General features: G+C 35.6%; 17 protein-coding genes. 9 read left to right on the plus strand and 8 right to left on the minus strand.

Features of this window, described 5'->3' with window-relative positions; genetic code table 11:
• The first annotated feature begins 7 nt into the window (after positions 1-7).
• Positions 8-304: a 4a-hydroxytetrahydrobiopterin dehydratase gene (locus J2Z81_RS07035; protein ID WP_029265843.1), complete on the plus strand. Its 297-nt coding sequence runs from the start codon at positions 8-10 to the stop codon at positions 302-304.
• 70 nt (positions 305-374) lie between these two features.
• On the opposite strand, the gene J2Z81_RS07040 is transcribed toward J2Z81_RS07035, so the two are convergent.
• Positions 375-941 (minus strand): GNAT family N-acetyltransferase, encoded by a 567-nt coding sequence (locus tag J2Z81_RS07040; protein ID WP_226370993.1) that lies wholly within the window; start codon positions 939-941, stop codon positions 375-377.
• A 163-nt stretch (positions 942-1,104) separates the two neighbouring features.
• Between J2Z81_RS07040 and J2Z81_RS07045 the strand changes: the two genes are divergently transcribed.
• Positions 1,105-1,599: a DinB family protein gene (locus J2Z81_RS07045; RefSeq protein ID WP_319023825.1), complete on the plus strand. Its 495-nt coding sequence runs from the start codon at positions 1,105-1,107 to the stop codon at positions 1,597-1,599.
• A gap of 114 nt (positions 1,600-1,713) precedes the next feature.
• On the opposite strand, the gene J2Z81_RS07050 is transcribed toward J2Z81_RS07045, so the two are convergent.
• Positions 1,714-2,073 (minus strand): Lin0512 family protein, encoded by a 360-nt coding sequence (locus J2Z81_RS07050; protein WP_029265837.1) that lies wholly within the window; start codon positions 2,071-2,073, stop codon positions 1,714-1,716.
• A gap of 177 nt (positions 2,074-2,250) precedes the next feature.
• On the opposite strand from J2Z81_RS07050, the gene rlmH (J2Z81_RS07055) reads away from it, so the two are divergent.
• Positions 2,251-2,730: a 23S rRNA (pseudouridine(1915)-N(3))-methyltransferase RlmH gene (rlmH, locus tag J2Z81_RS07055; protein ID WP_226370995.1), complete on the plus strand. Its 480-nt coding sequence runs from the start codon at positions 2,251-2,253 to the stop codon at positions 2,728-2,730.
• Here rlmH (J2Z81_RS07055) and J2Z81_RS07060 read toward each other — a convergent pair.
• Positions 2,674-4,389, minus strand: a complete 1,716-nt coding sequence (locus J2Z81_RS07060; RefSeq protein WP_226370996.1) for a recombinase family protein — start codon at positions 4,387-4,389, stop codon at positions 2,674-2,676. The genes rlmH (J2Z81_RS07055) and J2Z81_RS07060 overlap by 57 nt on opposite strands.
• Positions 4,373-5,164, minus strand: coding sequence for a hypothetical protein (locus J2Z81_RS07065; protein WP_226370997.1), 792 nt, complete (start codon positions 5,162-5,164; stop codon positions 4,373-4,375). Before J2Z81_RS07065 ends, J2Z81_RS07060 begins: the two co-directional genes overlap by 17 nt.
• A 127-nt stretch (positions 5,165-5,291) precedes the next feature.
• Between J2Z81_RS07065 and J2Z81_RS07070 the strand changes: the two genes are divergently transcribed.
• The 4 genes from J2Z81_RS07070 to rlmH (J2Z81_RS07085) all read left to right on the plus strand — a co-directional run bounded on the left by J2Z81_RS07070 (position 5,292) and on the right by rlmH (J2Z81_RS07085) (position 7,511).
• Positions 5,292-5,444, plus strand: a complete 153-nt coding sequence (locus J2Z81_RS07070; protein ID WP_226370998.1) for a hypothetical protein — start codon at positions 5,292-5,294, stop codon at positions 5,442-5,444.
• A gap of 56 nt (positions 5,445-5,500) precedes the next feature.
• Positions 5,501-6,517, plus strand: a complete 1,017-nt coding sequence (locus J2Z81_RS07075) for a hypothetical protein (RefSeq protein ID WP_226370999.1) — start codon at positions 5,501-5,503, stop codon at positions 6,515-6,517.
• 102 nt (positions 6,518-6,619) lie between these two features.
• Complete coding sequence (locus J2Z81_RS07080; protein ID WP_226371000.1) at positions 6,620-6,949, plus strand: hypothetical protein; 330 nt, start codon at positions 6,620-6,622, stop codon at positions 6,947-6,949.
• An 82-nt stretch (positions 6,950-7,031) separates the two neighbouring features.
• The gene (rlmH, locus tag J2Z81_RS07085) at positions 7,032-7,511 is read left to right on the plus strand and encodes a 23S rRNA (pseudouridine(1915)-N(3))-methyltransferase RlmH (protein WP_226371001.1); all 480 of its coding nucleotides are present in this window, start codon (positions 7,032-7,034) and stop codon (positions 7,509-7,511) included.
• Positions 7,512-7,822: 311 nt separating this feature from the next.
• Here the strand turns inward: rlmH (J2Z81_RS07085) and radC are convergent, their stop codons facing one another.
• The 4 genes from radC to J2Z81_RS07105 form a co-directional block, all read right to left on the minus strand.
• The gene (gene radC, locus J2Z81_RS07090) at positions 7,823-8,431 is read right to left on the minus strand and encodes a RadC family protein (protein ID WP_226371002.1); all 609 of its coding nucleotides are present in this window, start codon (positions 8,429-8,431) and stop codon (positions 7,823-7,825) included.
• Between the two features lie 192 nt (positions 8,432-8,623).
• Positions 8,624-9,385, minus strand: a complete 762-nt coding sequence (locus J2Z81_RS07095; protein ID WP_226371003.1) for a hypothetical protein — start codon at positions 9,383-9,385, stop codon at positions 8,624-8,626.
• Positions 9,386-9,410: 25 nt separating this feature from the next.
• Positions 9,411-9,917, minus strand: a complete 507-nt coding sequence (locus J2Z81_RS07100) for a hypothetical protein (RefSeq protein WP_226371004.1) — start codon at positions 9,915-9,917, stop codon at positions 9,411-9,413.
• Between the two features lie 37 nt (positions 9,918-9,954).
• Complete coding sequence (locus J2Z81_RS07105; protein ID WP_226371005.1) at positions 9,955-10,158, minus strand: hypothetical protein; 204 nt, start codon at positions 10,156-10,158, stop codon at positions 9,955-9,957.
• 262 nt (positions 10,159-10,420) lie between these two features.
• On the opposite strand from J2Z81_RS07105, the gene J2Z81_RS07110 reads away from it, so the two are divergent.
• Positions 10,421-10,684, plus strand: a complete 264-nt coding sequence (locus J2Z81_RS07110; protein ID WP_226371006.1) for a TIGR04540 family protein — start codon at positions 10,421-10,423, stop codon at positions 10,682-10,684.
• Positions 10,685-10,696: 12 nt separating this feature from the next.
• Entirely contained in the window at positions 10,697-13,933 is a 3,237-nt protein-coding gene (locus J2Z81_RS07115; protein WP_226371007.1) for a helicase-related protein, read from the plus strand.
• Positions 13,934-13,939: the final 6 nt, after the last annotated feature.

A 13,939-nucleotide genomic window follows, 5' to 3' on the forward strand; every position in this document is an offset into this window, starting at 1 on the left:
GGATAAAATGGAACGTTTAAGTGAAGACCAAATCAGGAAAGAACTTGAACAAGTCCCAGATTGGAAACGGGTAGATGAAAAGTGGATAGAGCGAAGATACCGGTTTAAAAATTACTTGGCCGGAGTAAGGTTCGTGGATCAAATTGCTGAATATGCGGAATCGAAACAACATCATCCATTTATCTCGATTGATTATAAAATGGTCACGCTAAAAATTTCCTCTTGGCAAGCAAAAGGACTAACAGACGTAGATTTTGAAATGGTAAAGCACTTTGATGCATTGTATGAACAGGCTGAAAAATAAAAGAGAATAATGGGGAAATGATGTTAGATTATGTCGATATTTCCCGGGAAATGTTGAACATCTTCCTAGCCTATTTCCCGGTAGGAGGATGTTCCACTTTTACCCATTCCCTTTTTAGCATGCCGTAAATAACATGGTCTACATAATGATCATAAAGCCATTCCCCTTGCCTTATTACCCCTTCTTCTGTAAACCCTAAGCGCTCAGGAATCGAACGACTGCGCTTATTTTCTTTCGCAGCCCGAATATCAATCCGATTTAATTCCAGTTCATGAAATGCATAATCGACTAATGTATGCACCGTTTTTGTCATAATTCCATGTCCTTGATATGCACTCGCAAGCCAGTAGCCAATATACCCGATACGATTTTTCCAATCATACTTATTAAAACCGGCAACCCCCACAAGCACCTCTTGATAGAATATTCCAGTTGTAAGCCCGGTTCCATCCGCATATAGCTGAAACGAATTTTTAATAAAACTGCGTGAATCCTCAACGGTTTTCGTTTCATCTACCCAGGGAAGCCACTGGCGCAAATGCTCCCGTGACTGATCGGTTATTTGAAACAGTGCTTCTGCATCTCGAATCGATAGCATTCTCAGGGAAATATCTTCATTAACGTCTTTGATAAACATGGAAAACACCTCTTTGTACTTACTTTTTACAATTATACCATGGTCCATCAGGAAGTTAAGGGGGGATCTTTCGTTTCAACATATGCACTTGTCGTTTATGTTAGCCCAGATATTTTTGAATATGGTAAAATGATACATATAAAAATCTTATCTCATGGAGTGAATGATCTTGGATATCAATACCGAAGCACGTCAGGAAATATTGGATGTAGTCAGTGGTTTATCCGATGAAGTATTAAATAAGAAAGTGGAAGAAGATCGCTGGTCGATTATGCAGGTACTTGAGCATTTGTATTTAATCGAAAAGGCCGTTACCCATTCGATTGCTGATCAAATCGAGAATGGTGAAAACAAAGAGGTATCAAAGAAACCGATCGAAATGTCTGTGGATCGTTCTACGAAAGCAAAGGCTCCATCATTTGCTCAGCCATCTAATGAATTTATAACATTGAATGAAATGAAAGAAAAACTAGCGGCTTCCAGAGCGGATTTAACGAAGCTGGCTGAATCTGCAGAAGCGAAGATTTTAGAACAAAGAACGTATCCACACCCGGCATTTGGCGATTTAAGTTTGAAGCAGTGGATCCCCTTTATCGGTTATCACGAAAAAAGGCATCTTAAACAAATAGAAGAAGTAAAGCAAGAACTTGTAAGGTAAATAAGGTGAAAGGGGTTCTAACTTCTGCGTATGAAAAGGCATGGACTCTCTTTTAATAGAAGCATCAAATAAGCCCTCCCTAAACATGGAGGGCGAAAGAAGGGAAATATATTTTTAGTAACCAACTTCAACTGCCGCATTCACCATATACATTAAATCATTTTCATCCCCTTTATCATCCAAGATAATCCCGCTGCTTGTTGCCATCCCGCCATCTGTAACCTCAACATGAACAGAACCATACGGTATGACTTCTTTAATGTGATCAACATCTAATTTATTTCGATCAAGCGGAACAGCAACCTTTACATTCACTTTCATATTCTCCAAACGCTGTTCTGGAAGACTTTTCTCAATCCCAGGCATGGAATTTTTATAAATCGCATCCTCAACCGCTCTTCTGGCAGCCTTTGTAATATCCTGACCATGTACATCAATGCCCATCCCTGTTTGGATAAATAAAACTTGTTCCATTTTCATATGAACCGCTCCTTTCCATCCGTTATATGTTAAGCATATCCAGTTCTTCTTTATTTTCACTATATAAATACCTTTCCCAAGAGAAAATAGGATCAAACACATTATGGCAAATGAAAGATTTTTGGTAAACTAGGAAGTAATGAGAGAATGCGAAAAAAGGGAGTTTAGGCGTTGAAAATAACAATCGTATCTGTTGGAAAATTAAAAGAAAAACATCTAAAAGAAGGCATCAAAGAATATTTAAAACGCCTTGGTGCCTATGCCAAAGTAAATATCATTGAAGTAGCAGACGAAAAAGCTCCGGAAACGATGAGCGAATTAGAAATGCAGGAAGTGAAGCGAAAAGAAGGTGAACGCATTTTGTCTAATATTTCTCAAGATGCGTTTGTCATCACCCTGGAAATAAACGGGAAAATGTTAAGTTCTGAGCAACTCGCATCGAAATTGGACGGGCTTGCGACCTACGGAAAGAGCAAAATAGTATTTGTGATCGGCGGGTCACTCGGGATCAGCGAAGCGGTGCAGAAGCGGAGTGATCTTGCGTTGTCCTTTTCTAAAATGACATTTCCGCATCAACTGATGAGGCTGGTGTTGCTAGAGCAGGTGTACCGGGCTTTTCGGATTATGAGGGGGGAACCGTACATCTTTTAAGGGTAAAATGTTAAGCGAATCCATCATTTCGCTCAACATTTTACCATCCTTTTTTTCCAGCATCCAACTCTCCACTGGCTCAATATAATCCATACCAACTGCATCCAATAGTTCCAATGACTGTTCCTCTAAACCTTCCATTGTAAAGTCAAAGTGTAGATTTATCTTCTCTATATGTCTCCCAATCCCACGTGGTGCCTCTTTACTAATCTGTATATTCTTGATGATTAAGCGGAATAATGCCTTTTGTCTTTCAGGATCAGCATCCTGCATTACTTTCTCAAAGTTACTTAAAAGGTGATGAAGTGCCTGTGCATCTATAGGTGTTGTATCACATTCCCCCAATTCGCTATTTAAAGCTTCTAGTCTGTTTTGAAAGTCTCCCTGTTCCTCAGTAAGCCCTTTTAGCTTAGGTTTAAAAATGGCTACTAACGAAGGATCATCCATTAATTGCTCCGTTATGTTGTTAATTCGAACTTCTACTTTATTTAGCTTAGATTGTAGCACCTTAATTTCATCATTAATAGGAGTCTTTGCATCACTACGCTGCTCATTAACATTATCAATAATCTGATTTAATACATATGGTTCAGATACAATACGTTTTAATTCTTCCATCACCTGCTGCTCAGCAAGATCTGCGCGTATAGAATGTGCACTACATGCTTTACTACCTTTGTTGTGGAATAGTCCACATACATAGTAACGATACTTTTTACCTTTTGAGCCTTTCGATGATGCAGAAACCATTCCATATCCACATTTAGGACACCGAACTAGACCATTTAATATATAAGGTTTATTGGAACGTGCGGGCTTTACAGAGCGTTTTTTTCGAAATTGTTGAACACGATCCCATTGCTCCTGAGAAATGATTGGTTCGTGTTTTCCTTTCGATATAATATAATCTTTGTTTATTCCTTTACGATGCTTTTCTGCCCAGTCCTGATATTTATTATATCTAATTTGCCCAATGTAAATTGGATTATCTAAAATGGTTTTGATTGTATTTATAGAAAAATCGTATCCTCGTTTTGTTTTATAGCCCATGGTATTTATGCGACTTACAATTGCTTTATACCCTAAATCTTGCTCTGCGTAATCAAATATTAATCGGACTACATGTGCTTCTTCCTCATTGATGACTAATTCCTTATTGACACTATCGTATCCTAACACCCTACCTCCATTGTAGTAGCCTTCTTTGGCACGTTGGATCATGCCCATTTTTCCTCTAGCAACAATCATATTACGTTCCAACTCAGATACATTACTAACCATTTGGTAGACAAATTTTCCTAATGAAGTTGCGAAATCAAAAGGTTCTGTGACACTAATTAAGCTAATATTTCCTTGTTCACATTGGTCTGAAATTTCCAAGGCATCTTTTGTCTTGCGTGAAATACGGTCTATCTTATAAACGATAATGGTACTAAATTTATTAGTATCTATATCTTTAATCAGTTGCTTCATTTGGGGGCGCCCAGAAATATTCTTTCCACTAAATCCCTCGTCAACATATCTCTCGACTATCTCTAATTCATTTTTTCTAGCGTAAGCTTCGATTTCAGAAATTTGTGCTTGGATGCTATAACCCACGGTTGCTTGTTCCTCTGTACTAACTCGTGCATATAATGCAGCTTTAGTTGGATTGGTCATTTTTCTCTTCCCTTTCTTCCGGATTGTATTTGAGATTATCAGATAACATATTTGTATATCTAACTGCTTGTTCAAAGGCTTTGTTATCTAATCCTAATTTGCCTTTGTTTGAATACCATGGAAATGCATGTAAGGAAGTTTTCCCATATTGAATATAATCTTTAGCTAGTCTTATGGAATCTAGTTGATTACTACTATCGGCAAGTTCTGGTTCGATAGTTACATCTATCGTATTAATTTGATTAATAATATGGGAGAGCAAGTAAAATAAATGTTGTTCGGTATATTTTACTCTACTCTTAAAGATAAACGTTATTTGTTCATCTTCGTTAGAAGCTACTTTACTAACCGTCGTTTTTATTGCGTATTCGTTTTCAAGTAGTGGATTAGTTTCTATAGCCATTTGAGTTTTAAGGAGTTCACTATCATCCTTAGTTTCCTTAGCAGGATCATCTTTGTTATATAAAGATGGAATTAAGACAACTGATTCAAGGCTTCTATTTTTATAAAAGTCATCAAAAAACATGTATAAGTCTGCCCCAAAGTCCTTGGCAATGGCGTATAAAACCTTAGATGGAATATCTTTCGTTTTATCTCTTTCAATCGTTGTTAAGGTAGATTGGGAAAATAACTGAATTCGATTTGCTACGCTTTTTCCACTAAAAGAATTCCCACACTCGTCTTGAAGATGTTCGCGAATATAACGTACTCTTTTTCCAATAGATAGACTTGAAAGATCCGTTAGGTTTGTCTTATTTAAGGTAATCTTCTTCATTGTTTCACTTCCTGTCATTTTATTTTCTAAATATAATATACCACAAAATTAAAATATTAGATAGGGGTATTGATATTTTTAATATCGCTGTGTTATGATTTCAATCAAGAAAGCGAGGTGACCTAAATTGAATGAAAGAATTAATGTGGGAGAATGTAATATCTCCTTAAGTAATGAAGAGAGCATTGCTGATTGGCTCATTGAGAAAGAAGAAAAAGGTAATCAGTTTATTCATAGGATAGCAGATATTCTGTATGAGCAATTGAATAATAAGAAGTAGATTTGTGTTTTCTATGTAATACGTGCACAACTAGCTACTTAAGGAGCGTGATATACATGTTTGATACTGTGAAGATAGCAGTACCTTTAATGTTGTCTAGACAGGAAATAGATAATATAGATTGGAATGAAACGGTTTCTTCAAGGAGGTTAGAGGCAAATAAAACTATCTTTAAGAAGCTATATGATAGTGACCATAAGGGTCTTCCATTTATCAGGTACACTTACAAAGAAGACGAACCCTCTAAATGTTGGTTAAAAATAGAGACTTCCATTCCTTCATTTATATATGGTTCAAATGTTAACGAGTTACAAGATGATGATATTGACACGTTTTTTAAAATGATGCGTAAATATATATCTGTAAAGCTCAAAATTAATCTTTCAAGAGTACCATCAATTAGTACTTGGGTGACCGAAAAGGTGCATGTTTGTAAGAATTTTATTGTTGGCCATCTAAAGAGTCGATATTTAAATGCTATGTCCGCTCGTTCAATAGCGAAATATCAAAAGAGAACGTTTAACGCTAAGGGTAGTGATAGGGTTGAATCGGTAGAATGGAAGGCTACCAAGAAGAAAGAGAAGATTTACGATAAAGAGGCGGAGGTGGAACAACAACGCCAATATCCTGATAAGGCCCGGCATTTAAAGAGAGCAAAAGGCATACTTAGATATGAAATTGAGCTTTCGGATACTGAAATACGTAAAATAAGTCCCGGAAGAAAGGCTGTGGAAGTCTTGACTATAGATGTAGCGGCTAAGATATTGCAAAAGGGGTTGGATCGGAATGGATTAAGTAGTGGTGTGAAATACACATCATTGCAGCAAGTGATAGATGCTATAAACCAGGAAACCATCCCACTCAGAACCAAATCATCTCTAATAGCATTTGCTACAGAGTTGCTGTTTAGTGGTGAAGATGAGTGCTTAAACAAATATGCTGCATCAACCTTCAGAAAGAGAAAAAGGCAATTAAGAGGTATTCTTGGAACCGATGTATTACTTATTGGAGATAGCATGCTGCCTCCATTAAGAGTATTACCACAAAAAAAGACTGCCACTGCATTGATATAACAGTAGACAGCCATAAAATTATAAGTTGATTTGATTATAGCATTTGCTAAAACTTGCATCAATGCATTAATGTGTAGAAATAATGATAGAGGAGCGTGTAAAATGAGTGTTATTGTAGATATTATAGATACCTTTCCAACACATGATATACTAGCAGTTGGTCGGGTTAAGCTTGACTCAATACATACGATGAACGACGTTATATTAAAAATAGATGATGATGCAGAAATGTATATAGTTAATCTCCCGCAAAAGATAGATGGGCTATCCGTTGTAGAGGTTAATGATGAAGTTAATCAGAAGATATTGGACGCATTGGTATTTAAATATGAGCGATTTATTATGTCTATTGATTTTACTGATATATCAAGTCGTATTCCTTATATTTATAAAATGGAGAAAGAACGAATAATGAATAACAAAGGTTTATAGTACGCGTAAATATGAATACAAGCTAGTGCCTTGAAAAGTACCAAGGTACTAGCTGAATAATCTTATGAAGAGGAGATTTTTAATGCAAATACAGATTGTAAGTGTTGGTAAAGTAAAAGAAAAGTACATAAAGCTTGGCATTGCTGAGTTTGAAAAAAGATTGCGTCCTTATTGTAAATTAACAATGGACGAAGTAAGTGATGAGCAAGCCCCTGATCAATTGAGTGATAAGGAACTGCATCAAGTGAAACAAAAAGAAGGAGAACGTATCTTAAACAAGATTAAACCGAATCAATATGTTGTTGCTCTTGATATACAAGGAGATAACTGGTCATCAGAACAACTGGCTAGTGAAATGGAGAAGCTGAGCATACATGGTAAGAGTCAAATTTCGTTTGTTATTGGTGGATCAAATGGATTAAGTGATGATGTTTTAAATCGCGCCGATCAAAAATTATCGTTCTCAAAAATGACATTTCCACATCAACTCATGAAACTAATCTTATTGGAGCAGGTATACCGTGCATTCAAAATACAGAAAAATGAACCTTATCATAAATGATTTATAAAGATAGTTTTCATATCCGAAGGCAGGGTATTTATAAAATATATCAAATTTCAATGTTACAATTCTGGGTTATAGCGGATTAATACATAGTGAATGGCTATTTTGGTTTTTTAGCAGATTTTAATATTTATACAAAATCCTTAGAAAACCCTTATAATTCAAGGTTTAAGGTTAAATTACAAAGAGGTACCTACGAGAAAAGTGCTGACTATTTCCATCTTTAGCCCATAAATTGAGAATAATAAGAGAAAAGCCAGTGTTGGCGCTATCTCTAGCACCTTCACTGACTTTCTTGAAAAATTTTTTTATAGATATCCTTTTTCTTTCAAACTAGTATACTTTTCATGACCGACGATGATATGATCCAAAATCTCGATACCCATCATCTTCCCAGCCTCGCCTAAGCGTTTTGTTACATTAATGTCTTCCATACTTGGTGAAACGTCTCCACTAGGGTGGTTATGCCCCACAATTGCACTTGCACAGCTACGGCGTACTAAATGATTGAACACTTCACGCGGATGTACGATACTAGCATTTAATGAGCCAACAAATACTGTCTCACGGAAGACTATCTGGTTTTTTGTGTTTAAGCCCAGAACCACAAAATGCTCCTGCTGCAAATATTGCATATCTTTTAGGTAATCATAAGCATCTTCAGGTGAGCGAATTGTAAATCTTTGTTCGACTGGGCAAGGGTTCATGCGGGCAAGTTGTAAAGCAGCAATGATTTGTTTGGCCTTTACTTTCCCAATACCTTTGATTTGTAGCAATTCATTCTCAGTTACAGCTAATAACTCCTGAATGGATGGGAAGCGGCTGAATAGTTCATTCACTACATAACTATCTTCCTTTTCACGAGTTGTTGTTGCTAATAGATTTCTAAAAGTGATTTTATCGATTGAATTGTTCATATTAAATTCCTCCATTAATTGTTTGATTGAATTAAAAAAGGAGAGACGATATCGTCCCTCCCAATTGAGTTAATACATTTTCTGCAATATGCTGTTGTTGAGTGACACTTTTAGATGAGTTCATGTGCCGATGAGCTCATCTATTTTTGTGCAAAAGAAAGCACATCGACCGCATCTGCAATCCATGTGCTTTTAATCAATATTGTTTTGACCATCCATAGTCCTCACCTCCTTCAGCACCAGTAAATCTTGGATAAAGTCTGATGCCTGCTTCTTGGTTAGCTGTGTACTACGCTCAACACTAAAAGTCATCTTCATCAATTCTTTTGCAACATCTGTTGGCATATCCATTTCGTCGACGATACGGAAAATCTTCTGTAATTGAGCCTTTGTTGCTTGTTCACCACCTCCTTTACTTGCCTTAGTTTTTGCTTGCGGAAAATCTTCAATGTCCTGAGTGAAGATACCACTTGAACGTGTTGCAGATAGAACTGCGTCTATCAACGCTCTCTTTTTTGCCATCTTCAATACTGTGTTGACGATTGTATAAGGGTCTTGTTGCTGAAAGGAAGATTCCTTGCTATTGCATGATCCCAGGCCCTCAGCTTCAACGAGTCCATTGTCTTTGCGTATTAGTGTCATCTTCACTTCATAAGCAAATATACCTGATTCCCATTGTTCGATACGATTGACGACATCTGCTGTTTTCAAGAACCCAAATACATCGCATAGCTTTTCGGCACCTGGCTTAAGTAATGTAGGCTTTGAAAATCCATCTACTAAACCATAATCAACACCTTTCACCATCACCTCTTCAACAAACGTTTGGAGTTCCTGTACACGGCGTTTGGATTCGATAGTCGATACAACAATATTAGGTAGTGAAACTATTTCAGATTCATGATTAGAGAATGGTACTATATTGTCACTTTGGAAATGCATACTTGATTTCATATGTTTCTCACCTCCTTTCAATAGATTAAGATTTTTTATTAATTGCATCTGCAAGTTTTGATAGTCCTTGCGACGTTTTCTTCACAAGAAACTTTCCTGCCTTATGATTTATTTGATTACCTTTACTGAATGCTTTAGATGAGAAATCTAATGACTTAGTTACCAAACTATGTGTAGACTGATTCATATTTTCTAAGCTCTTAATAACGTTTAAAAGTACATCTTCTCCTCTTGATTCCAGTGATTCAGCAGCATTGGTTAGTGCATAAGAAACTCGCTCTTTAGTAGAAACATAGTTTTTCAAATCATCTTCATGTAAGGCCACGACTTCCTTTAGCGCTGTTTGGATCTTATTTCTACTAACTAGTAAATGAGATAGCCTAACGTAGTCATTGCATTCAATAGCATCTACTATCTCATTTTTAATTCTTTCATCTTCATTTAATAACGATTGATAGATTGTTTTAATCTCTGGAATAGGAACTCTTTTCCCATTAATCAATTCATGATCAAGCCATAAGTTTTTCCGCATAATAAAATTCCTCCTAAATGTTATTGGATAATCCTAATTAGCTGTTGAAGTGGTGATAACCCTTGAGTGTTAACTTCAATACCATTCCATCTGACTTACTTTTCATAGTCAGAATGAGTCCATCATCCTCAAGTTCTGATAGATTAACCTTTTGAATGTCGTACTTCACTAGGAACTTTGCAGGGATCCATTTGTTTAGCTTCTTAGCTTCAATTAGGATCTTGATCAATGAGTTGTTCATCTCCATTCCTCCTTTCATAGTGCGCTCCTCTCACCACGCATGTCGTCTCTGTAATGCAAAAAAACCGTTATCTATCCAACTGGATAAACAACGGTTTATATAAAGGGGTGGGGCATGAAACAGATGGGTACCCCCTTTCATATATGAGTGCAGGTGCTTCGGGAAAATATGTGTAATTTTCTCCATTTCTATTGTGTTACTAATGGACTACCTATAGAATAAAAATAAAGTATAAAAAAAGTAAGAGTAGGTGAACTTCAAAGTGGAAGTTAAGTTGTATCAAAGAACACAAAGGGATCTAGCATCCACTATTAACCAAATAATAGATAAATACTGGGAAGATGGGATTAATGAGAGCCAGATGACTGAATTAATTCATCAGTTATATAAGACCAACAATGATAAGTTTATGAAAAACGGGAAATACACCACAATTATTCTTCAACAGTGCGGAAAAAGAAGGTTAAATATTGTAACTAATATACTTAGCAAAATTGATAGTATAAAAGATAATAATGTACTCTGAGGGGATATAGTCATGCAAAAGCTACTAGATAATAAGAAAATGGGATCAATTGGTGAAACTATCAAAGAAAATATTAGATCTAACGCAAAGTTATCAATCATGTCTGCTTACTTTACAATCTATGCATTTAATGCATTAAAAAAAGAATTATCAAAAGTAGATCATGTGAAATTTCTATTTACTGAGCCTTCATTTACCGAGATACCTCATGACAATAAACAAAATACTAATCAACTAGAGAGGGAACGGGGTCTTTCAGGATTTGAAGACGAAGCAGGATTTAGAAACCTTCTAACTCAGAGTAAGATTGCAAAAGAGTGTGCTCAGTGGATCCGCGAAAAAGTAGAAGTAAAATCATTTAAAACTTCAGTTCCAACTATGAATATGATAAATGTGCAGAATTCTAGACATGATTCATTTACCATGTTTGGTAGTTCAAATTTCCGGAGTAGTACTCTTGGGTTTACTTATTCAAATGAACCCGCTCTTACTACGTTTACAGATGAAAAAACAATGACTGAGCAGTACATTCAATGGTTTGATACTTATTGGAAAGATAAGAATCAACTTGAAGATGTAAAAGAGGAATTACTTAATCAATTAGAGGTGCTATACCAAGACCATAATCCTGAGTTTATTTATTTTGTTACTCTCTACCATATATTTAGAGATTACTTAGATGAGCTCGATGAAGATACAATAGTAAAATCAAAAACTGGCTTTCATGAAACAGTTGTATGGAACAAACTATACAAATTTCAAAGAGATGGAGTGCTTGGTGCAATCGATAAGCTAGAAAAACATAATGGATGTATTATTGCAGATAGTGTTGGTCTTGGTAAAACCTTCGAAGCTTTAGCGGTAATTAAGTATTATGAACTAAGAAATGATCGTGTATTAGTATTGGCACCGAAAAAGTTACGTGAAAACTGGACGATTTATACACTTAACGATAAAAGAAACATCTTAGCTGCTGATCGGTTTAATTATGATGTTCTAAACCATACAGATTTAAGTCGTTACAATGGAATGTCCGGGGATATTAACCTAGAGACTATCAACTGGAGTAACTATGATCTTATTGTAATCGATGAATCACATAACTTCCGTAACAACGATGCAAGGAAAGATCATGAAACACGCTATCAAAGATTAATGAACAAAGTAATTAAAGCAGGTGTAAAAACAAAAGCTCTAATGTTATCAGCAACTCCAGTAAATAACCGAATGAAAGATTTGAAAAACCAAGTAGCCTTCATAACAGAAGGAAAAGATGATGCGCTGGAAAATGTAGGCATTCATAGTATTGAAACATCTCTACGCAGAGCACAAACAGCATTTAATAAGTGGCTGAAACTGGAGGACGAAGAACGCAATACAGATAGATTATTAGAAATGTTGAATAGTGATTATTTTAAACTCCTGGATTCATTAACCATAGCTCGTTCTAGGAAACACGTTGAAAAATACTATGATTTAAAAGAAATAGGTAAATTCCCTAAACGTTTAAAACCAATTAATGAACATGCGCCGATTGACAATCTATATGAGTTCCCTCCATTGGAGGAAGTAAACAAAAATATTAATAGATTGAATCTTAGTGCCTATGCACCATTACGATATCTTTTACCCGAGAAAAGGGCTGAATATAGTAAGAAATACGATACTGTAATAAGTAATAAATCGGTTTTAACTCAATTAGATCGTGAACTAAGTTTAATAAACCTGATGCGTGTTAATCTATTAAAGCGAATGGAAAGTTCCATATATTCATTTGGTAAGACTATCGCATCATTACTTCATAGAATTGACGATCTTATATACAAGTTAGATCATTACAAAGAATATACAGATAGCTCTTTGAATATTAGCGATATAAACATTGAAGACGATGAAATTGAAGATATGCTGATAGGTTCAAAGGTAAAAGTATTAATACAGGATATGGATCGTATTAAATGGAGACAAGCACTTGAAGACGATAAGACGTATTTAGAGCAAATAATATTAGAAGCGGCTAAAGTTCAACCAAACCGTGATGAAAAATTGCAATATTTAAAGAGACATATAGCAAATAAAATTCAAAATCCAATTAACAGACAGAACAAAAAAATAATTATCTTTACAGCATTTGCAGATACAGCAAATTATTTATATGAGAATATAGCAGACTGGGTACAAAATAATTTAAAGGTACATTCTGCGTTAGTTACGGGTTCTGGCAGCAATAAAACTACGATGAAAGGTGTTAAGACAAAAGATCTGAATGCAGTTTTAACACATTTCTCACCACAATCAAAAGGGCGAGAGGCACTTTATCCTGATGCAACGGAAGAAACAGATATATTAATTGCTACCGATTGTATTTCAGAAGGTCAAAATTTACAAGATTGTGATTATCTAGTTAACTATGATATACATTGGAATCCTGTACGCATAATTCAACGTTTTGGACGAATTGATCGTCTTGGGTCTATAAACGATAAAATACAGTTAGTAAACTTTTGGCCGAATATGGAACTGGATGAGTATATAAACTTGGAAGCACGTGTAACAGGGCGTATGGCACTTGTTGATATATCTGCAACAGGGGAAGAAAATGTTATTGATTACAAAGGCGAAAAAATGAACGACCTTGAATACCGCCGAAAGCAGCTTGAACAACTTCAAGAGGAAGTAATTGACTTAGAAGAAATGTCAGGTGGACTTTCAATTACAGATCTAACCCTAAATGATTTTAAAATGGATTTAGTGGAATATATGGAAAATCACAGAGAGGTAATTGAGAAAGCTCCATTAGGATTATATGCAATAGCATCAGGTGGTGCAGAATCTGAATCTGATATTAATCCCGGAATCATTTTTTGCCTTCGTCAGATTAATCAGAAGGCAGTTATACAGGATCAAAGTGCTTTAGAACCATATTATTTAATTTATATTGATGAAAATGAACGTATTTCATTTAGTCATGTAAAGAGTAAACAAATATTAGATTTATACCGAAAGCTATGCCTTGGTCAAAACGAAGTATTCCCAGAACTAATAAATAACTTCGAGCAGGAAACCGATGATAACTCTGATATGGAAAAATACCAGTCCATGTTATCTTCAGCTATAGATTTCATCATTGGTAAAAATGAGGAAATTGGAATGGCCTCATTATTTAGTATAGGAGAATCATCCCTATCCTATGACACGACGCAAAGAGTAGAAGATTTTGAATTGGTTTCATATCTCATTGTAAAGTAGGTGAGT

This window comes from Virgibacillus alimentarius (assembly GCF_017874635.1).
Taxonomy (GTDB): domain Bacteria; phylum Bacillota; class Bacilli; order Bacillales; family Amphibacillaceae; genus Virgibacillus_B; species Virgibacillus_B alimentarius.